This is a genomic window from Myxococcota bacterium, from assembly GCA_039030075.1.
In the GTDB taxonomy this organism is placed as follows: Bacteria; Myxococcota_A; UBA9160; order UBA9160; family SMWR01; genus JAHEJV01.
On sequence record JBCCEW010000004.1, the window covers coordinates 192,452 to 213,395 of the forward strand.

15 protein-coding genes are annotated in these 20,944 nt (G+C 69.0%); 8 read left to right on the forward strand and 7 right to left on the reverse strand.

Translation table 11 applies throughout. The features are described from left to right. Window positions 1-2: 2 nt before the first annotated feature. The gene (locus tag AAF430_06065; protein MEM7409777.1) at window positions 3-695 is read right to left on the reverse strand and encodes an arginine N-succinyltransferase; all 693 of its coding nucleotides are present in this window, start codon (window positions 693-695) and stop codon (window positions 3-5) included. 204 nt (window positions 696-899) lie between these two features. Between AAF430_06065 and AAF430_06070 the strand changes: the two genes are divergently transcribed. After that, a complete protein-coding gene (locus AAF430_06070; protein ID MEM7409778.1) occupies window positions 900-3,035 on the forward strand; it encodes a DUF3604 domain-containing protein in 2,136 nt (711 codons plus the stop codon). A 184-nt stretch (window positions 3,036-3,219) separates the two neighbouring features. Here the strand turns inward: AAF430_06070 and AAF430_06075 are convergent, their stop codons facing one another. Then, the gene (locus AAF430_06075) at window positions 3,220-4,404 is read right to left on the reverse strand and encodes an amidohydrolase family protein (GenBank protein ID MEM7409779.1); all 1,185 of its coding nucleotides are present in this window, start codon (window positions 4,402-4,404) and stop codon (window positions 3,220-3,222) included. 124 nt (window positions 4,405-4,528) lie between these two features. Between AAF430_06075 and AAF430_06080 the strand changes: the two genes are divergently transcribed. Continuing rightward, a complete protein-coding gene (locus tag AAF430_06080; GenBank protein MEM7409780.1) occupies window positions 4,529-5,146 on the forward strand; it encodes an alpha-ketoglutarate-dependent dioxygenase AlkB in 618 nt (205 codons plus the stop codon). On the opposite strand, the gene AAF430_06085 is transcribed toward AAF430_06080, so the two are convergent. Continuing rightward, window positions 5,115-6,251, reverse strand: coding sequence for an NAD-dependent dehydratase (locus AAF430_06085; GenBank protein MEM7409781.1), 1,137 nt, complete (start codon window positions 6,249-6,251; stop codon window positions 5,115-5,117). The genes AAF430_06080 and AAF430_06085 overlap by 32 nt on opposite strands. Window positions 6,252-6,399: 148 nt before the next feature. Between AAF430_06085 and AAF430_06090 the strand changes: the two genes are divergently transcribed. After that, on the forward strand, window positions 6,400-8,085 hold the full coding sequence (locus AAF430_06090; protein ID MEM7409782.1) for a glycosyltransferase family 39 protein: 1,686 nt from the start codon (window positions 6,400-6,402) through the stop codon (window positions 8,083-8,085). Here the strand turns inward: AAF430_06090 and AAF430_06095 are convergent. Further along, complete coding sequence (locus AAF430_06095) at window positions 8,082-9,470, reverse strand: hypothetical protein (GenBank protein ID MEM7409783.1); 1,389 nt, start codon at window positions 9,468-9,470, stop codon at window positions 8,082-8,084. The two genes, AAF430_06090 and AAF430_06095, sit on opposite strands and share 4 nt — an antisense overlap. Window positions 9,471-9,508: 38 nt before the next feature. Between AAF430_06095 and AAF430_06100 the strand changes: the two genes are divergently transcribed. From AAF430_06100 to AAF430_06110, 3 genes are all read left to right on the forward strand, one after another. Next, entirely contained in the window at window positions 9,509-11,377 is a 1,869-nt protein-coding gene (locus AAF430_06100; GenBank protein ID MEM7409784.1) for a DUF3604 domain-containing protein, read from the forward strand. A 13-nt stretch (window positions 11,378-11,390) separates the two neighbouring features. Then, the gene (locus AAF430_06105; GenBank protein MEM7409785.1) at window positions 11,391-12,176 is read left to right on the forward strand and encodes a methyltransferase domain-containing protein; all 786 of its coding nucleotides are present in this window, start codon (window positions 11,391-11,393) and stop codon (window positions 12,174-12,176) included. Window positions 12,177-12,265: 89 nt separating this feature from the next. Beyond that, window positions 12,266-12,475: a hypothetical protein gene (locus AAF430_06110; protein MEM7409786.1), complete on the forward strand. Its 210-nt coding sequence runs from the start codon at window positions 12,266-12,268 to the stop codon at window positions 12,473-12,475. A gap of 7 nt (window positions 12,476-12,482) precedes the next feature. Here the strand turns inward: AAF430_06110 and AAF430_06115 are convergent, their stop codons facing one another. The 3 genes from AAF430_06115 to AAF430_06125 all read right to left on the reverse strand — a co-directional run bounded on the left by AAF430_06115 (window position 12,483) and on the right by AAF430_06125 (window position 16,294). Further along, complete coding sequence (locus AAF430_06115) at window positions 12,483-14,213, reverse strand: amidohydrolase family protein (protein MEM7409787.1); 1,731 nt, start codon at window positions 14,211-14,213, stop codon at window positions 12,483-12,485. Between the two features lie 142 nt (window positions 14,214-14,355). Then, window positions 14,356-15,273 (reverse strand): DUF374 domain-containing protein, encoded by a 918-nt coding sequence (locus tag AAF430_06120; protein MEM7409788.1) that lies wholly within the window; start codon window positions 15,271-15,273, stop codon window positions 14,356-14,358. A gap of 31 nt (window positions 15,274-15,304) precedes the next feature. Further along, window positions 15,305-16,294 (reverse strand): aldo/keto reductase, encoded by a 990-nt coding sequence (locus tag AAF430_06125; GenBank protein MEM7409789.1) that lies wholly within the window; start codon window positions 16,292-16,294, stop codon window positions 15,305-15,307. A gap of 298 nt (window positions 16,295-16,592) precedes the next feature. Between AAF430_06125 and AAF430_06130 the strand changes: the two genes are divergently transcribed. Continuing rightward, window positions 16,593-17,759 carry an efflux RND transporter periplasmic adaptor subunit gene (locus AAF430_06130; GenBank protein ID MEM7409790.1) on the forward strand — a complete coding sequence of 389 codons (1,167 nt, stop codon included), beginning with the start codon at window positions 16,593-16,595 and terminating at the stop codon, window positions 17,757-17,759. Beyond that, a complete protein-coding gene (locus AAF430_06135; GenBank protein ID MEM7409791.1) occupies window positions 17,756-20,905 on the forward strand; it encodes an efflux RND transporter permease subunit in 3,150 nt (1,049 codons plus the stop codon). The genes AAF430_06130 and AAF430_06135 overlap by 4 nt, the downstream gene beginning before the upstream one ends. Window positions 20,906-20,944 lie beyond the last annotated feature (39 nt).

Consider the following 20,944-nt stretch of genomic DNA (forward strand, 5'->3'; position numbering starts at 1 on the left):
CGCTACTCGCGGAGGCGGAGCTTGAGCTCGCCTTCGCGGATCTCCATGGCGTCGATGCCCGCCGCGAAGCTGCGCCAGAAGCCCGGCGTTTCGCCGAAGCGCTCGACCAGGTCCACGTGCTTCAGGTTGCCGAGCCAGGCGTTCGGGATCGGGACGCCCATCAGGCTGACACCGCGCAGGATCACGACCGGGCGACCCTCGGCGTACTGCAGCTCGACGCCGGCGCTCACGCGCAGGATGCGTCCGCCGAGCACCGGGAAGTCGGGGTCCATGGGAATCAAGAGCTTCGCGCTGGCCAGGTCGTCCGAGAGATCGATCGCCAGGCGATCGCCCAGGTTCGTGTTGTGCGCGAGCGCCGCGTTGAGCTCGCGCTCGGTGAGCCCGATCTCTCGCTTCGTGGGATCTTCGCGGTAGGGCTCGGGCTCGAGCTTCGGGAGCGGGGGCGTCTCTCGGGGCGGGCGCGCGGCCACGTCCGGGGTCTGCTTGCGTTCGGGCGGGTCGATCCCGAGTGCGCGCAACTTGCTGTCGAAGACACGCTGCTCGGCTTGGTTCAGTGCAACGGGTTCGAAGCGGTCCGGGAACACGTAGGTGCGAACGATCCAGGCGCCCGCGACGACGACCGCCAGCAGCACGCCCAGCACTGCCAGCACCGAGCCTTGCTCACGCCGATTCCGCGTTTCGTGCTTCCGTTTCATCGGTCTTCTCCTTCGCTCCCGGCTCTGCCTGGTGTCGTTCCCACCCGGTCGAATGCACGTCGGGCCTTCGACGTCACCGTCGACCCATCCATTCCCGACGGATGGCCGATACCGCTTCCGATCCCCGATATCGCTTCCGATCCCGGGAAGGCGCGTGCATTCTAGGGCCCCAGGCGCGATCCGCGCCGGAACCAGGGGGAGCGGATGCGACGCACGACCGTGGCGGACTCGAGGGAACGGATCAGCCGGTGCAGCCGCCGGCGACGCCGGCAGCCCTGCGGCATCGGACTCGCGGTCGCGCTGTTCGGCCTCGCGTGCGGCGATACGGCGCCCTCTCCTGCGCCCACGACCGAAACGGAAACGGCGGCCGAGGCGCCGGAGCCCGAACCGGCGCCGCCCGCCCTCGCGCCTTCCGGCCAGCCGTACAGCGAAGAACGTGTGGCCTGCGCGAACCGCGACCCCGAGCGCCAGGTCTTCTGGGGCGAGCTCCACGTGCACTCGCGGCTGTCGATGGACGCCTACCTGTGGGATGTGCGCGGGGGACCCGACGAGACCTACCGCTTCGCGAAAGGTGAGGAGATCGCGTTCCCGCCCCTCGACGAGGCCGGCGTGCCGACGCGCCCGGCGCAGCTGGAACGCCCGCTCGACTTCGCGGCCCTCACCGACCACGCGAGCTACCAGGGCGAGGTCTCCCTGTGCACCACGCCCGGCTCGGAGATCTACGACAGCCAGGGCTGCGGCGTCTTCCGGGGCGAGATCCCGGTCGAAGACGCAACGGGCTTCGGCAACTTCGCCGCGCGCATGGGGTCGATCGGCGGTGCGGGGGATGAGCAGAACATCGTGCCGAAGCGCAACACCGCGCTCTGCGGCGAGGACGGAACGACTTGCAAGGACGCGATGCGCGCGGTCTGGGATGAGCAGCAGGCCGCTGCCGAACGCCACTACGACCGCAGCGCCGAGTGCTCCTTCACCACCTTTCACGGCTACGAATACACGGCGACCCCCGGTCTCGCGAAGGTCCACCACAACGTGATCTTCCGAAACGCCGCAGTGCCCGCGTCTCCCCTGCCCTGGGTGGACATCCCCGACGTCTACGATCTCTGGAAGGGCCTTCGCAGCGAATGTCTCGACGCGGGAATCGGCTGCGACGTCATCACGATTCCCCACAACTCGAACCTCTCGAACGGCAACATGTTCGCTGTCACCGGCAAGGATCTGCCCCTCGAAGAGCAGCGCGCGCGCGCCGTCCTGCGTCGCGACGTCGAGCGGCTCGTCGAGATCACCCAGATCAAGGGCGACTCGGAGTGCCGCAACGGCATGTACCAGGTGATGGGCGCCCCCGACGAGTTCTGCGACTACGAGCACTGGCGGTGGCGGCCGCCGGAGACGCCGGACTGCGAAGAAGGCACCGGCGTCGGCGCGCTAATGGGTCAGGGCTGCGTCTCGCGCAACGACTTCGTGCGCTACGCGCTCCTCGAAGGCCAGCGCGAACAGAACCGCCTCGGCGTGAACCCCTACAAGCTCGGCTTCATCGCGGCGACCGACGCGCACAATGCGAACCCCGGCGACGCCGAAGAGTACTCCTACCAGGGCTGGTCCGGCGCCCAGGACGCGACGCCCGGGCAGCGCCTCACCGCGATGCCTCCGCAGGTGCCGTCGGCGGCGACGCCCCTCGCGTCGAACCCCGGCGGGCTCGCCGCCGTGTGGGCCGAGGAGAACTCGCGCGACGCGCTCTTCGACGCCATGAAGCGTCGCGAGACCTTCGCAACGAGCGGCCCACGGATGACCGCGCGCTTCTTCGGCGGCTGGGACTACCCGGCGGATTGGTGCGAGAGCGCCGACCGCGTGGCGGCCGGCTACGCCGGCGGGGTCCCGATGGGCGGCGATCTCCCCGGCGCCCCGGAAGGCGCGACCGCTCCCGTGTTCGCGATCTCGACGCTCCGGGATCCAGGCGTGGCCGCGCACCCAGGCGGTCTGCTCCAACGCGCCCAGGTGGTGAAGGGCTGGGTCGACGACGAGGGGCGCTACCACCAGGCGGTCTACGACGTGGCCGGCGGTGACAACGACGCCAGCGTCGACACGAACACCTGCGAAGTGTCCGCGGTCGGCCACGATGACCTATGCGCCGTCTGGCAAGACCCGGAGTTCGACGCATCGCGCCGGGCCGTCTACTACCTGCGCGTCCTCGAGAACCCGAGCTGCCGCTGGAATCAGCTCCAGTGCCTCGCCCTACCCGAGGGTGAGCGACCCAGCGGCTGCAACGACCCGAACGTGCCGCGCGTCATCCAGGAGCGGCTCTGGACCTCGCCCATCTGGTACGAAGGCCCCGCAGCGGGCTGATCGCGAGCGTCACGCACACAAGCGGCCGGCGCCGACGGTTTCCGGAGCGGAACTCAGCGCAGCCGGAAACGCCACTCGACGAGAAACCGGTGCCCCGGCCCGGAGGCAACGCAGAGACTCGGGGCCACCCGCGAGCCATTTCGCGGAGGAAATCCGTCGGCGCAGGCCAGCGCGACTCGCTTGCCTAAACAGGCCTTCGCTGCGAAAGCGCGAGCGCGTTCTCGCGCATGACGAGCCGGATCTCGTCGTCCGAAAGCCCGGCGAGGTCCTTCGCGTAGTCGGTCGGATCCGCGAGCCCTTCGGCGTGGGGCCAGTCCGAGCCCGCCACCATGTTCGCGGCGCCGACGAGATCGCGCAGCAGGGTGATGTCGTCCTCGTGGAACGGTGCGATCCACACGTGACGCCGGAAGGTCTCGCACGGATCTTCGACGAAGTACCCCGGATCCTGCCCGTACACGCGCTCCATCGACTGGAAGAGCCACGGTACCCAGAACGAACCCATCTCGATGCTCGCCATCCGCAGGTTCGGGAAGCGGTGGAAGAGCTGGTGGGAGATCAGCGCCGCGAAGAGATCGAAGGGGGCCTTCGACGGCATCGCGATGCTGCGGAACGGCGAGTTCTTGAAGCTCTGGGTGGTCCCGCCTTCGCCCCAGTCGTGCATGTAGTCGCCGTAGCCGGAATCACCGCCGTGGTACACGACGGTGATGCCCGAGTCGTTCACGACCTGCCAGAACGGATCGTAGTAGGGATCGGCGGGCGAGCGGCTGCCCGCCTTGTCGTAGACGAAGGACGGCCGCATCACGATGAAGCGCGCGTCGTTCTCGAGGGCCCACTCGAGCTCGCGGATGCCGCGATCGCGATCCATGATCGAGATGTAGGGCGCGCCATAGATGCGGTCCTGGTACGCGAAACCCCAGTCTTCGAGGAGCCAACGGTTGAAGGCTTCGAAGGCCGTGTGGACGGCCTCGGTGTCGTCGCGCAGGGCCTCTTCCATGCCGACCCCCAGGGTCGGGAAGTAGATCGCCTTCTCGACGTTCTGATCCGTCATGACCGACAGGCGGAGGTCACGATCGCGGTACTCGGGACGAATCGGCTCGAGCTCGCCGAAGGCCTCGCGGATCGTCAGACCCTCGGGATTCTTGCCTCGGTAGTACTGGTCGAGACAGCCGGGCTTCGCGACCGGATCGAAGGTCGGGTTCGGGATGAAGCGGTTCACCTTCCCCGCCACGAGTAGCGACTTGCGGCCGTTCACCTCTGCCCAGTCGAGGCAGCGTCGGCGCATCTTCGGGTCGATGTGCCGGGTGAAGGCGTCCTCGGCCTCGTAGTAGTGGTTGTCCGCATCGAAGATGGCGTAGGGAAGCTCGACCATGGCGACTCCAGCGAAGAGAGGGAGGATGCGGCGAGGGGTGCGCTCGCCGGTCGGCAAGGATATCCGCTGACTCGCCGAGAGCGAGCGCCCGCTACGTTCGGGTGATGGAGATCGTCAACCCGGCGTGAGCGAACCGGCGGCACGCTCCGAGAACTCCGCGCGCATCGACCTCGGCGAGGGCGCCTGGCTCGAATGGTGGCCCCGCTTCCTGGCTCCAGAGGACCGGCCGGGCGTCGAAGCCTTGGCCAGCGAGCTGCCGCTGCGCCCGGACACCTTCACCCTCTTCGGCAAGACCGTGCCCGTGCCGCGGCTCCTGTCGTGGCACGGCGATCCCGGCTGCAGCTATCGCTACTCGGGCCAGACCTATCCGCCCACCCCCTGGACGCCAACCCTGCTGCGGCTGCGCGCGGCGCTCTTCGAAGAGACCGGGCTCGATTTCAACGGCGTCCTCGCCAACTACTACCGCGACGGCGCCGATTCGATGGGCTGGCATTCCGACGACGAGCGCGAGCTGGGCCCGTCCCCGGACGACATCGCCATCGCGTCGATCAGCCTGGGCGCCGAGCGCCGCTTCCGCATGCGTCACCGGCAGGACGGAAGAGGCCGCGACGGGCCGCTCCCCGACGGCAGCCTGCTGCTCATGCGCGGGACGACCCAGCGCCACTGGAAGCACAGCCTGCCGAAGACGCGCCGCCCGATCGGGCCGCGCCTCAATCTGACGTTTCGGATGCTGTGTCGGTGAAGGTCTCGTGCATCCGGGAGCGACCGCCGGGCCCGGAGTAGGCCATGCCATAGCCGGGCTCGGTCTCGAAGGGAATCTCGGGCATGGCCGCGACGGCCTTCCGCCAGGCGGCGACCAGGGCGTCCTCGGCGGCGTATTCGAAGGGATCCTCGAGAATCCGCTCTTCCCAGCCGCCGGGCTCGGGCGGGTTCGCGGCCAGCCAACGGGCGGTGCGTCGCAACGCCTCGCGCGGCGGCACAGCGTCCCGATAGCCGAGCTCGCGCTCGAGCTTCGCGGTGCTCATCACGCGGTGGGTGGTCAGGGGCTGGGTCACAAGCGGTCGCGCCGGCGTCGCGAGTGCCCAGGGCATCGAGACGATCTCGAGCGGGCGCTCCTGGCGATCGGCCAGCGCGGCGATCAACACCTCGGTGACCTGTCGGAGTGTCAGGATCTCCGCATCCGCCGCGTTGTAGAGCTGCCCACAGGCGGCTTCGGGTTGGTCGACGGCGAGCAGCAGTGCGTGGGCGAGGTTCTCGGCATAGCCGAAGTGGTGCAGGGTCAGCCCGCCGTCGGGGAGCACGATGAAGGGACGGCCGTCGAGGACTCGCCGGACGATGCACCACTCGCGCGGCACGGGCTGATAAGGGCCGTAGACGTAGGGGTATCGGAGGTGGGTGGCGTCGGGGTGGAATTGGAAGACCCGGTCTTCGGTCTGGGCAACGCGATATCCCTTCGAGTCTTCAACCGGGTCTTCGGTGCGCGGTGCGTCCTCGCGCGAAGGCACCGGCATCCCCGCCGGCTCGAAGAGCATCGGGTTCATGTAGCCCCGTACGCCGGGCAAGCCGCCGATCGAGACGAAGCGCCCGACCTGCCCCACCGTGACCTCGGCGATCGCGCGCAGGCGTCCGTAGGCCGCGACGCACAGGTCGAAGCCGTGGCCGCGAATCGCGTCGGCCACCTTCGCGCCGTCGTAGGCGTCCGTGTGGATGTGCTCGACCTCGGGCGGGATCTCGTCCACCTCGTGGCGACCGCTGTGGAGGATCGAGACGGTGTAGCCGCGTCGCAGCAAGCCATTGACGATGAAATGGCCGGTCGGTCCGGTTCCTCCGATCACGATGGCTTTCAAAACGGCTCCCTCGCTTGCCCCCGATCGAACGCGAGAGCGGTTCCACTGGACGCAAGAGCGTGTCCCCGGGACGCGAGACCATGCTCCTGGGACGCGAGAGCGTAGTCCAGGGCGAGATCGTAGACTGCGGGGCGATGCCGGTGCCGGGATGTCCAAGGAATCGGTGACCCCGGAAACGACCGAGCCGGGTGACCCGCGGCGCTGGAACCGCGCGAGTGCGCTCGGCTTCGGTGCGCTCCTCGTCGCGGCGGCCGTTCTGCGCCTGGGCCATTTCTGGGCGATCGGCACTCACGACCCGTTCTACGAGATCCCGAGCGTCGATGGGCAGCTCTACGACGCCTGGGCGAAGAAGCTCCTCGAAGGCGACCCCCTGAGCGACGGCGTGCTCTTCCTGGGGCCGCTCTACGCCTACTTCATGGCCGGGGTGTACGCCGTGTTCGGGAGCTCGCCGGCCACGGTGAAGGGTGTGCAGGTCGTGCTCGGAACGGCGAGCGTGGCCCTGGTCGGTCTCGTCGCGCGCGAAACCTTCGACCGGCGCGCCGCACTGGTCGCCACGGGCTGCGCCGCGTTCTACGCCATGCTGATCTTCTACGGCGGCACCCTGATGGTGGTGAACCTCCAGGTGCCCCTGGTCCTCGCGGCCCTCTGGCTCGCCCTGCGCGCGTTGCGCGATCCCACGGCCTGGCGCTGGTTCGCCTGCGGCCTGGTCCTCAGTCTGTCGGCACTCGCGCGCCAGACGACGTTGCTCTTCAGCGCGGGACTCGGCGTCTGGCTCTGTCTCGAACTGGGGCGCCGCCTGCCCTGGGAGCGCGTGGCGGGCTACGCGGCGGCCTTCGCCGCGGGTGTCTTTCTCTTGATCCTCCCCTTCACCTGGCAGAACTACCAGGCGAGCGGCGAGTTCCTGCTGCTCAACTCGACGAGCGGTCCGAATCTCTACATGGGCAACAACGCCCGCAGCGACGGGACCTGGGTGCGGCCTTCGATCGCCGCTCGTGTCGACAACCCGATCGCCATGCGCGACGCCTTCCGCGCCGCTGCTGAACGCGAAGCGGGGCGCCCCCTGTCGGCGAGCGAAGTCTCGCGCTTCTGGAGCGACCAGGCGTGGGGCTTCATCCGCGAGGACCCCGGCCGTTGGCTGCGGCTCGAAGCGCGGAAGCTCCTGCTCTTCTGGAACGCGCGCGAGGTGTGGAACAACCGCTCGATCGAGATCTCGCGCGACTTCTCCTGGGTGCTCCGCCTGCCTTTGCTGTCCTACGCCTGGATCCTGCCCTTCGCGGTCGTCGGTCTCGGCGTGACCTGGCGCCAGGCGCGCACGCTCGTTCCGCTCTACGGGCTGCTCGCCACCTATCTGTCGACGGCGCTGATCTTCTTCGTGCTTTCCCGGTATCGGATGCCGGCGCTCCCCGTGCTGATGGTCTTCGCCGGGGCGGGGGCGGTCGCACTCTACGACGGGCTCCGCGCTCAGGAGTGGCGACGGCTGGCGCTCCCGGCGCTCGGGGCCGTTACCGCACTGGCCATTGCCCTGCTCCCGATGGGCAAGGACAGCCTGCACATGGCCCACTACAACCTGGGCAACAAGTACGCTGATCTCGACCGCACCGACGAGGCCATCGCCAGCTTCGAGCGATCGATCGCGCTACGACCGCGCTTCATCTCGAGTCACAACAACCTGGCGATCGCCTACGAGAAGCAAGAGCGCAACGAAGACGCGATCGCGGCCTGGAACCGCGTGCTCGAACTGTCGGTGGAGCAACGCGATCGTCGGCGCTACGTGCGCGCCGTGCGGCACCTGACCCTGCTCGGCGCGCCGCCGCCGCCGCCGCAGGCGCCCTAGCGCTCCGCCGGGGTTTCCTGCTTCGCGAAGAAGCCCAGCCGGTTCGCTTCCATGAAGCCGAGCACCTTCGGGAACTCGGGACCGTCGTGGGGAAACACCTCGAGCTGGGCACGATCGTTCGCGCTCGCGACATCGCGGGTCTCGAGGTAGGTCTCGACCCAGCGCTGCTTGCCGCGCGACAGGTGTTCCATGAAGCGCGCCTCGTTCGGCCGCATGGGAATCGTGGCCCAGAGCATCGCAACGACCGCCACCGCCGCGAAGCCATGGCGCACCCGCCGCGTCTGGCAGGCCTGGCTGCGCAGGTAGAGGCCGAGGAACGCGGGCACCAGCAACGGCACGTAGCGCGTCGACTGGGAACCGGGAAGGCCGTAGTCGAGCCGGCCGTAGGCCGTCGTCGCCACGTACAGCAGCGTGAAACCGCAGAGCACGACGATCGCCGTGGCCTCGGCCCGCCGCGGGGTGTCGCGGAGCAGACGCCATCCCTGTTCGGCCGCCACGCCGAACGCGAGCAGCGCCGCCGTCCCGCCCAGTCCGAGGGAAGCCCAGTTCGCTCCCTTCAGCCCGAGGACGTTCGCGAACATCAGCGCGGCGTAGATCGCGTAGCTCGCGACCGGATGGCCCTGCGGGTTGATGTCGTCCAGGCCACCAACTGTCGTGTAGTCCCACAAGAAGATCCCGATCCACGCGCAGGAGAGCACGACCCCCGCTGCTGGCCACTGCCACCCGCGGCCCTCATCGTCGCTGCGATCGAGCCAGGCACAGAGCACGAGAATCGGGGGAGTGAGGGCACCGACGAAGATCCCGAAGCCGGTGTGGATCAGCAGGAAGTCGAGGAAGACGACGCACGCATAGCGCCGACGCCGCGCCTCGATCCCGAACGCCAGGCAGTAGAGCAACAGCAAGAGCAGCGGACCCGCGCCGTGGGAGAGGTTCGGCGTGTGAACGAAGATTCCGTACTGGGCCGGCGTCAGGACCAGCAGGGGAATCGCCGCGTCGCCCGCATGGAGCGTTCCACTCGTGCGCATGCGCAGCGCCAGTGCGAGCCCGGCAGCGACGACCACGGCGCCGCCCACCACGAAGGCATCGACGCGGGCGTTCCAATCCGTGGCCTCGGCCACCCAGGCCGTCACCCAGAATCCGATGCCCTGACGGTGGGGACCGTGCTGCCAGCGGAACCAGTCCCACAGCCCGTGATCGTCCACGAAGGCCTGGAACAGCGTGTACTGATCCCAGTAGAGAACGTTGACCGCGTGCGCATCGATCAGGGAGAAGAGCCGCACGCTCGCCGCGAGAAAGACGAGTGCGACGGCGGTGACGCCGAGCCAGCGCCAGCGGTCTCCTGTGGCGCTGACGCGGTTCGTTTCGTGCTCCCCGGACGGCGCCATCGGCGCGTATGCTAGACGCCCGCCACCTGGGAGGAAACGTGCCGCGGACCTGCGCTCTCCTGTGTCTCTTCGCGACCCTGCCCCTGGCTGCGCACAGCCTGGGCGACGAGGGCACCTACTCGCCCTACGCGGGCGACCCCATCCCCCAGCAGGTGTTCTGGGGCGACACCCACCTGCACACCACCAACTCGCCCGACGCCTATCTGTTCGGTGTGCGGCTCGCGCCCGATACCGCCTTTGCCTTTGCGCGCGGCGAGCAGGTGACCGCCACCCACGGTCTGCCGGTGCGCCTCGAGCGGCCGCTCGACTTCCTGGTGGTGTCGGACCATGCCGAGTACCTGGGCCTGGTGAAGCGCCTCTTCGAAGGCGACCCGAAGCTCCTCGCGACGGAGTACGGGGCGGAGCTGTCGGCGCTGAACCAATCGGGGGAGGACGGCCCGATGCAGGCCGCCATGCAGCTGGTGGACGACCTGTCCAACAACCGACAGAAGATGAAACTCCCCGAGCTCTCCACCGGGATCTGGCAAGAGGTGGCCGAAACGGCCGACCGCAACGACCGGCCCGGCGTGTTCACCGCCTTCATCGGCTACGAGTGGACCTCGATGATCTCGGGGAACAACCTCCACCGCGTGGTGATCTACCGCGACGGGGCGGATCGGGCGGCGCAGATGGTCCCGGTGTCGAGCTTCGAGTCCGTCGACCCGGAGAATCTGTGGGCCTTCTTCGAGCGCTACGAGGAGAAGACCGGCGGCGACGTCCTGGCGATCCCGCACAATCCCAACCTCTCGAACGGCATGATGTTCCAGACCGAACGCATCGAACGCCACGGTCTGTCGAAGCGCTTCACCACCGAGTACGCCGAACGGCGCCGGCGCTGGGAGCCGCTCCTCGAGGTGACCCAGATCAAGGGCGACAGCGAATCCCACCCGTTCCTGTCTCCGAACGACGAGTTCGCCGACTTCGAGAACTGGGATCACGGCAACCTCAACCTCTCGGAGGCGAAGGAGAACCACATGCTCGTGGGCGAGTACGCCCGCGAGGCGCTGAAGGTCGGCCTCGAACAGGAGCGCAAGCTGGGGGTGAACCCGTTTCAGTTCGGGCTGATCGGCAGCACCGACAGCCACACGGGGCTCGCGACCGCAGGCGAGGACAATTTCTGGGGGAAACACTCCCTGCTCGAGCCGAACGAGAAACGCCCGGAGTCCCTGCTGGGCGGATTCGGAGAGCAGCGCGTCGAGAGCTGGCAACAGGTGGCCTCGGGCCTGGCCGCCGTGTGGGCGACCGAGAACACGCGCGCCGCCATCTTCGATGCGATGGAACGACGCGAGACCTACGCCACTACGGGCCCGCGGATGACCGTGCGCGTCTTCGCGGGCTGGGACTTCCGGCCGGAGGATTTCGAAACGCCGAACTTCGCGCGCCTGGGCTATGCGCGGGGCGTCCCGATGGGTGGCGTTCTGGAGGAACCGCCGAAGGGCGCGGCTCCGCGGTTCCTGGTGCAGGCCCTGCGGGACCCGGCGGGCGCCAACCTCGATCGGGTCCAGATCATCAAGGGCTGGCAGGACTCCCGGGGACGCCTGCACGAGAAGATCTACGACGTCGCGCTCTCGGACGGCCGGGTGCGCGACGACGACGGCAGCGTGCCGCCCGTCGGCAGCACCGTCGACGACGAGAAGGCTACCTTCACCAACGCCATCGGTGATCCGCACCTCGACGCCTACTGGCGCGACCCGGACTTCGACCCGAAGGAGCGAGCCTTCTACTACGTGCGCGTGCTCGAGATCCCGACGCCGCGCTGGATCCAATACGACGTCGCCCGCTACGAGGTCGAGGCGCCGAGCGAGAGCCCGACCACCGTCCAGGACCGCGCCTACACGTCTCCGATCTGGTATTCCCCTGCGGACTGACTGGAGGAGTTTCGTGTCCCTTCCCGGCTGGCGTCCCGCACGGCGCCTCTCCCTCGCTCTCCTGTCGCTCGCGTTCACGGCCGTGGCCTGCGCGACCCCCTACTTCCCGAGCGAGGACGTTCCCGCGCACCTGGTCGCCGCCGTCGATCATCCCGATCGGCATCCGGAAGACGTCCAACGCGACGCGGATCGCAAGCCGGGCGAAGTGCTGGCCTTCTTCCAGATCGAGCCCGGCATGAAGGTCGTGGACCTGATGGCCGGCGGGGGTTACTACACGGAACTCGTGGCGCGCGCGGTCGGCCCCGAAGGAGCCGTCTACGCCCACGACACTGCCTGGAAGATCCAGAAGTACGGCGAGCGCCGACTCACCGAGGTGCGCTCGAAGCCCGGGCTCGGCCACATCAAGCGCTGGGTGCAGGACCTCGACGATCCGAAACTGCCCGAAGGCCAGCTCGACGCGGCGCTCCTGCTCCTCTTCTACCACGACACCTTCTGGCAGGAAGTCGACCGCGAGGCGATGAATCGCGCGATCTTCCGCGCCCTCACCCCGGGTGGCGTGTATGGCGTCATCGATCACACGGCCGAACCCGGCAGCGGCGACCGCGACGTCGAGACGCTGCATCGCGGTGACCCGGACCTGATCCGCGAAGAGATCCTGGCGGCGGGCTTCGTCCTCGAGGAAGAGAGCGATCTCCTGCGCAACCCGGAAGACGATCGGACGCGCAACGTCTTCGCGCCCTTCCTGCGCGGCAAGACCGATCGCTTCGTCTATCGCTTCCGCAAGCCCTTCGGGCCCTGAGGGCAGAGCCCCCCACTGCGATTTAGGGCGAACCCGAGACCCGCGAAAGGCAACCTAGGAACGAAGGGTGCGGCGGGAGACTTCTTCGGATGGCCCGATCGCATTGGCGCTGCTCGTGGTGCGACCCCGAGTGCGAGAACAACGCAGCCGTCGTGACCGACGACGTGAACTTCGGCATCTGCGACGACTGTCTGACGCGATGTCTGGCCGACGTGCGCAGAACACGGGCGCGACGCGACACCCGCCGACCGCTCCCCGGCCGACGCGCGCGCCCAGCGCGCAGCGCAACGACTTCGTAGCGGGCCGCTAGGCCGTCGGCGCCGTCTGCGGACCGCGGATCAGACGCCCGGGCATCGCGCCGGTCGCTTCGCCGTCCTCGTAGGTCACCTCGCCGCTCTGGATCGTGTAGCGGTAGCCGTCGACCTTCTGGATCAGCCGACGCCCCTCGGCCGGCAGGTCATGGACCATCTCCGGCGCGTGAATGTGCAGGGCGTCGAAGTCGATCACGTTGACGTCGGCCTTCATGCCGGGCTCGAGCAGCCCGCGGTCTTCGAGACCGTAGAGTTCCGCCGTGCGACGCGTCTGCGACGCCACGATCCACTCGAGGGGCAGCTTCTCGCCGCGGTCGCGGTCGCGCACCCAGTGGGTGAGCAGGAAGGTCGGCATGCTGGCGTCGCACACCAGACCACAGTGCGCGCCGCCGTCCGAGAGACCGAAGACGGCCTGCGGGTGCTGCATCATGGTGCGGATCGCCTCGAGGTCACCACCCGAGTAGCCGAGCAGCGGCAGGTAGATCAGCCCCTGTCCGTCGCGCTCCATCATGAGGTCATAGGCGACCTCTCGCGCGCTGCGCCCCTCGCGCTCGGCGATCGCCGCGATGCTGCGGTCGGGGGCCGGCTCGTACACCGGCGGATCGCCGAGCGGATACTGACGCTCGAAGCCCTTCGCGAGGAACTCGAGGATCCCCGGGAGCGGACGATCCCCGAAGTCGGGGAACGAGTTCAGGACGGCCTCGCGCACCGCCGGGTCGGCGAGCTTCGCGCGCCGCTCGGCGATCGGGAGATCCTGGATCTCCTGGTAGGCCTTGCTGAACGAGAAGGGGTGGAAGGAGTTCTCCCAACCCAGCAGCAGGCCGGCCGGGCGCTGGGCGACCTGCGGCGTCAGACGTCCCCCTTCCGCGGCGTCTTCGTCGACCGCCTCGAGCAGGCGCTTCCACTGATCCGGGTCGTTCGGGTTCTGCAGGCAGGCGAAGGCGACCGGCTGGCCGGTCTCCTTGCCAAGGCGCCGCATCCAGGCGAGCTCGTCGCCTTCCGGCGCCAGGTCGCTCGCCACTTCGAAGACCCCGTGCCCGACCTCGCCGAGCATGCGGCCGATGCCGAGCAGCTCTTCGTCTTCGGCGTGGGTGCCGGGGACGAGCTCGCCCTCGACGTCGCGGTGCAGGATGGTGCGCGACGTGGAGAAGCCGAGCGCTCCCGCTTCGAGGCCTTCCTTCACGAGCGACGCCATCGATGCGATGTCGTCGGACGTGGCCTTCTCGTTCTTCGCACCGCGCTCGCCCATCACGTAGGCGCGCACCGCGCCGTGGGGGATCTGGGTGCCGACGTCGAGCGCGCGGGGTTGGGCGTCCAGCGCGTCGAGATACTCGGGGAAGCTCTCCCAGTTCCACTGGATGCCCTCGGCGAGCGCCGTGCCCGGGATGTCCTCCACTCCTTCCATCAGCTGGATCAGGAACTGTTCCTTGCCGCGCTCGACCGGCGCGAACCCGACGCCGCAGTTGCCCATCACGACCGTGGTCACGCCGTGCCAGCCCGAGGGCGAGAGATAGGGATCCCAGGTGACCTGGCCGTCGTAGTGGGTGTGGATGTCGACCCAGCCGGGCGCCACCAGCAGGCCCGTCGCGTCGATCTCGCGGGTGGCGGGTCCGAGGTCGTCGCCTACCGCAGCGATGCGTCCGTCCTGGATCGCCACATCGGCCGGTCGCGCCGGGGCGCCGCTGCCGTCGACGACGGTTCCGCCGCGAATCACGAGATCGTACATGGGGTCCTCCTGGGAGCGCGGGGATCGACCCCGTTCGCTGCGAGCCTGCGCGCATTGCCTCACATCCGAGCGGTTCGAACCGGCGCGGGTGGGGACGCGTCGCGCGGCGACCCGATCAGGAAACCCGAGTTCCCTGGCCGCGTCAAACCGCCGCGTCGGCCTCGTCCCGGGGCCGCCAGCCACCCGGCACCGCCCCCTCGGGCACACCGGCGGGCACGTCGATCTCCACCGGCCGGATCGGGCGGCGCAGCTCGGGAAGCTCGGCCCGGGCCATCTCCTCGCGCACCTCTTCCGGGAACTGGTCGAGCCAGTCCTGGGGCAGGGGCAGGCCCTCGACCCGGGCACGCGCATAGGCAGTGAGCTGGCAGAGGTAGCGCTCGGTCTCGCGGCACAGCTCCTCGAAGCGCTTCGGCTCCCAGGCATCGCGGGGTGGATGGATCGGCCCCCCGTAGACGTGCACGATGTGATTGAAGGGCAGCGGGATCAGCGAGCGATCCCAGGTGGGCAGCCGGTAGTAGCGCTTGCACCAGGTCTTCTCGGCAAACAGGCGCGACTCACACGCGACCGCGATGCTGACGGCGCCGCGCTTCATCCGGTACACGGGGCCCGTCGAGCCGTCTGTGGTGATGCCGTAGAGCACCCCGGGCGTGTGCTTCATGTGATCGATCATCGCCTGCACGGTGTCGACCGAAGTGCGCCGCTTCTGACTCGAGCTGGAACCACCACGGAACACGTTGAAGTTACACAGCTGCAGCATCTTCGTGATGATCGCGCCCGAGTCACCGCGACTCGCCAGCGTGTCGGGTCGGTAGTTGCGGAACGACCAGGCCACGAAGAAGACCTCGTCGTGCCAGAGCGCCCAGACGCCTTCGCCAACCTCGGCGCGCACCTGGTCGGGACGGAAGCCGATCTCTTCCACGCGGCTCGTCTTGTAGACGAACCACATGTACGCGACATAGAGATAGGGAACCGTGTAGAGGCCGAGCGTCATCAGGACGCGACGCAGCGCCTTCTTGGCGCGGCGCTTCCCCGAGGTCGTGCGGCGCTCCGAAGCTCCCATCGCGGCGAACTCTAGCAGCTCGCCCGTCGCCCTAGGCGTCGGTGAGGCTCATGCCGATCGGGCTGTAGCGCTCGCCGGCGGCCGCGCCGCGCGGCGCGATCGCGTCGATGCGCTCACGATCGGCGGCGCCGAGCGTGACGCCGGCCGCCCCCGCGTTCTCTTCGAGGTACTTGCGTCGCTTGGTTCCGGGGATCGGCGATAGAAAGTCACCCCGATCGAGGAGCCAGGCCAGGGCCAGCTGGCCCGGCGTGCAGCCCTTCTCGCGTGCGAGCGACTCGACGGCGTCGACCAGCGCCAGGTTGCGATCGAAGTTCTCCTTCTCGAAGCGGGGCGTCGTGTGGCGGAAGTCGTCCTCGCCCAGGTCTTCGAGCCGCTTCACCGCGCCGGTCAGGAAGCCGCGCCCGAGCGGGCTGTAGGGGACGAAGCCGACGCCGAGCTCCTGGCAGGTCTCGAGGATCCCGCCGGGCGCCTCGGGGTCGCGGCTCCACAGCGAATACTCGGTCTGCACCGCGGCGATCGGGTGCACCGCGTGCGCCCGCCGCAGGGTGTCGGGCGACACTTCGCTGAGACCCAGGTGACGCACCTTCCCCGCGGCGACGAGCTCGGACATCGCGCCCACCGTGTCTTCGACCGGAACGGTCGGATCGATGCGGTGCTGATAGTAGAGGTCGATGTGATCGAACCCGAGGCGTGCCAGGCTCGCATCGCAGGCGCTGCGCACGTACTCGGGCTTCCCGGAGATGCCGACCGCTCGGCCGCCTTCGCGCACGAACCCGAACTTCGTGGCGAGTACGAGGCCGTCCCGGTCCCCCCGCTCTCGGATGAAGCTGCCGATCAGCTCTTCGTTGTGTCCGCTGCCGTACGCGTCGGCCGTGTCCCAGAACGTCACGCCGAGCTCGAGGGCGCGCGCCAGGGTCGCCCGATTCTCGGTCTCATCGGGGGCTCCGTAGAACTCGGACATCCCCATGACTCCCAATCCGATGGCCGAGACTTCCAGGGCTCCGAGCCGACGCGATTCCATGAACTGCTCCTGTGGGCGCCCATGGCGCCGTGGGATGGGCGGACGGCGGGTCCGCCAAGGGCGCCCAGAATAGAGCGCCTTCCAGGCCCTCCGCGATGAGCGCCGGACGGCCCACCCCGGATGACGCAGACCGCCCGGTCCTTGGGTGGCACAGACCGCCGAGCCCGGAATGGGCGCGGCGTTTCGCCCCACGCGGAAGCGCGCTCCAGGCACTCCCCCACCGATCGAAGTGGGCCCGCTGCGATCCCTGCCGCTCCCATAGTTTGGGAGGTCGAGAGAGCCCGGTAGACTGGAGACGATGCCGGACCCCCGACCGGCCGCGTCCTCCCGCGGTCTTCGCCTTCAACCGATCCCTCGGGCCCAGCGCTGGCCTGGAATCGCCGTCGCCCTGGCTTCGGCGATGCTCCTGGGCGCGTGCGGTCAGGGCACCGATGCGCCCCGCGAGCGTCCGCCGGTGCGGGTGCAGGTGGTCACCGCGAACCCCGAAGCCCTCGATCGCACCCTGACTTCGGTGGGGTCCTTCGAGAGCCCGGAGATGACGACGATCGCCTCCGAGGTCGAGGGCCGGGTCGCCTCGCTCGAGATCCCGGAAGGCCAGCGCGTCGAGGCCGGCCACATCCTCGCCTACCTGGACGACGGCGAGGATCGCGCGAGCCTGAGCGTCGCGCGCGCGCGCCTCAAGAACGCCCGCGACCGGCTGAAGCGGCTCGAGAACCTGCGCGCCCAGAGCGTCAGTTCCGAGCAGGCCTACGACGACGCGCGCTCCGAGTTCGACGCCGCCTACGGCGGCTTCACCGAAGCCCGCACCCGGCTGGCGAAGACGACGATCGCCACGCCCTTCGCTGGCGTGCTCGGGCTCCGCATGGTGAACGTCGGCCAGTACGTGCAGGGCGGCACCGAGATCGTCGAGCTCACCCAGGTCGATCCGCTCGAGCTCCGCTTCGCCGTCCCCCAGCGCTACGCGGCCGACGTCGCGGTCGGTCAGCGCGTGGTCGGACGCGTCGGCAGCTGCGGCACGACCTTCGAGGGCGTGGTCGAAGCGATCGATCCGCGCGTCGATCCCGCGACCCGCAGCGTACGCCTGCAGGCCACGGTGCCGAACGCCGGCTCGAACCTGCTGCCGGGCATGGCCGTGTCCCTGCGGTTGGTCGTCGGAAAGATCCCCGACGCGCTCGTGGTCCCGCAGGAGGCGATCATCCGCCAGGGCACGAAGCACGTCGTCTACGTGCTCGACGCCGAGAACCGCGTCGAGAGCCGGACCGTCACCCTCGGCGAGTTCTCCCCGCGCGGTGTGCACCTCGTCAGCGGCCTCGAGCCCGGCGTGCGCGTGATCGCCGCCGGCCACCAGCGGCAGAAGCTGCGCCCCGGAAGCGTGACCGCGCCCGAACCCTTCGAGCCCGTCGACAACCCGAACCTCGCTCTCGGCGACGTCGACACCGAAGGACGCTGCGACCCGCCGGCGTGAGGCTGTCCGACCTCTCGATCGAGCGGCCGGTGCTCGCCACCGTGATGAGCCTGCTCATCGTCGTGATGGGCAGCGTCGCCTTCTTCACCCTCCCCGTCCGCGAGCTGCCCGACGTCGATCGGCCGCTGGTCTCGGTGACCACGGTCTATTCCGGGGCGAGCCCCGAGACCGTCGAAGCCACCATCACCGAGCCCCTCGAGCGCGTGCTCAACGGGATCGAGGGCATCCGCAACATCGACTCCCAGAGCTCCTTCGGCGGCAGCTCGATCAACATCGAGTTCGAGGCGGGGCGCGACATCGACCTGGCGGCGACGGAAGTCTCGAACGCGGTGTTGCGCGCCGTGGACCGGCTGCCCGACGACGCGAAGCGTCCCGAAGTGCGAAAGTCGGCGGCGAACGCGCGACCGATCATGTTCATCAACGTGATCGGGCCCGAGTACTCGCCCGTCGACCTGACCGACTTCGCCGACCGCTACGTGCGCACGCCGCTGCAGCTCCTGCCGGGCGTCGCGCAGGCGATCATCAGTGGCGAGCGCCGCTACGCGATGCGCGTCTGGCTCGATCCGGCCCGTATGGCCGCGCGCGGCGTCGACGCCCTCGACGTCCGGCGCGCCATCCAAGAAAGCAATCTGCAGCTCCCCGCCGGCGAGCTCGAGAGCGAAGGGCGGAAGTTCACGATCAACGCCGACGCGCGCATCGCCGACCCCGAGGTGTTCGGACGGATCGTGATCCGCGAGGACGACGATCTCCCCATCCGCATCGAAGACGTCGGCCACGTCGAGCTCGGCTCGGAGAACTACCAGAGCATCACGCGCCACACCGGCCGTGACGTCGTGGGCGTGGGCATCATCCGCCAGTCGCGCTCGAACGAGCTGGCGATCTCCCAGGCCGTCCGCGAGAAGCTCGACGACATCAACGCGACGCTACCCGAGGGCGTCTACGTCGATGTGGCCGTCGACTTCACCAAGTTCGTTCGCGAGGCGCTGAAGGAAGTGACGATCACCCTGGCGATCGCCTTCGCGATCGTGGTGATCGTGAACCTCGTGTTCCTGCGCTCGCCCACGACGACGGCGATCACCACCGCGGTGATCCCCGTGGCGCTGGTCGGCACCCTGGCGGGCCTGCTCGTGCTCGACTTCTCGATCAACGTGCTGACCCTGTTGGCCCTGGTGCTCTCGGTCGGGCTGCTCGTCGACGATTCGATCGTGGTCCAGGAGAACATCTACCGGCGCCAGGAACGCGGCGAGTCACCCCGCGAAGCGGCGCTGCGCGGCGCGCGCGAGGTCGGCTTCCCGGTGATCGCCACCACGGCCGCGGTGCTCGCCGTGCTGCTGCCGCTCTCGCTGATGACCGGCAACACGGGCCGGCTCTTCCGCGAGTTCGCGATCACGATGGCGGTCGCCGTCACGATCTCGACCTTCGTCGCGCTCACGCTCGTGCCCATGCTCTGCTCGCGCTTCCTGCACGTGGCCAGCGGTGAGAACGAACTGGCGAAGAAGTTCGAGCACGGACTCGAGAGCACCCGCAGCCGCTACCTCGGTTGGCTGGATGCCGCCCTCGCCCATCCGAAGCGCATCGCCGTTGCGCTGGTCGTCGTGGTCGTCGGGGTCGCCTTCGTCTTCGGCGACATCCGCCAGACCTTCCTGCCCGTCGAGGATCGCGGCCGGATGTTCGTCCAGATCCGCGCCCCCGAGGGCTCGACGGCGGCCTACACGCGGCGCGCGCTCTCCCAGCTCGAAGAGGTGCTGCTCTCGACCGACGAGATCTCCACCTTCTTCGCGGCGATCGGCATGGGCTTCGGCGCCCGGGCCAACACGGCGAACGGCATGGTCTTCACCACCATGACCCACTGGGACGAGCGCGCCGAGAAGCAGCAAGCCGTCGTGGAGCGGGTCCGCAATCAACTCTTCGGGATCCCGGAGGCTCTGGTCTACGCCTTCAGCCCGGCCTCGATCTCCCAGCGCAGCTACAGCGACGTCGAGGTGGTGGTGAAGAGCTCGAATGCCAGCCTCGACGAGTTCGCTGCGCTTCGGGACCAGGTGGTGGCCGCGATGCACGAGGTCCCCGGCCTCGTGAACGCCGACAGCGACCTGCGCCTCGAGAACCCACAGCTCGACATCCTCTTCGACCGCGAGCGCGCCGCCGACATCGGCGTTCCCGTCAGCGCCGTCTCCGAGAGCCTGCGCCTGCTGGTCTCGCAGAACCCGGCCGACGACTTCATCCTGCGCAACAAGAGCTACGACGTGGTGACGGCCCTGGCCTCGCCCTTCCGCAGCGTTCCCGAGCACCTGGGCGAAGTGCACGTCCGCACCCAGGACGGCGCGATGGTCGCGCTCTCGGGCCTGATCGACACGGTGCCCCGCTCGGCGCCCACCTGGCTCAACCACTACGACCTGCAGCGGTCGGTCACCTTCACGGGCAACCTCGCCGATGGCGCGGCGCTCGGCGACGTCTTGCCCGCAGTGCAAGCGATCGTGCGCGAGAACCTGCCGCGCGGCTTCTCCGTCGACCTGCGCAACGCCTCCCGCGAGTTCGTGGAGTCGGGCGCCCAGATCTATCTGACCTTCGTGATCGCGCTCCTCGTGATCTACCTGGTCTTGGCGGCCCAGTTCGAGAGCTTCATCGACCCGCTGTCGGTGATGCTGACGGTACCGCTCGCGACCTTCGGCGCTCTATTCTGTCTCTGGTTCCCGGGGGAGGTGAACGAGAAGCTCGCATGGATCGGGGTCGGCCCCCTGCTCCCCCAGTTCACCCTCAACCTCTACAGCCAGATCGGCATCATCCTGCTGGTCGGGCTGGTGACGAAGAACGCGATCCTGCTGGTCGACTTCGCCAACCAGGCCCGCGCCCGCGGACTCGAGCTGGGCGACGCCCTGCGCGAAGCGGGGAAGACGCGCTTCCGGCCCATCCTGATGACGAGCGTGACGTCGATCCTCGGCGCCATGCCGCTGGTGCTGGCGAGCAGCGCCGGCGCCGAGAGCCGTCAGGCGATCGGCGTTGCGGTCGTGGGCGGGCTCGTCTTCTCGACGGCGCTCACCCTGCTGGTGGTGCCCGTCGTCCACGGCGCCATCGTCCGCGCCGCGACACGCTTCGGCTGGGGTGCGCCGCCGCCGCTGGTCGAACTCGGCGACTCGGCCGAAGCCTGAAGGCTCGGCCCGTCTCGCGGGCGACCGCAGCAAAGGCAC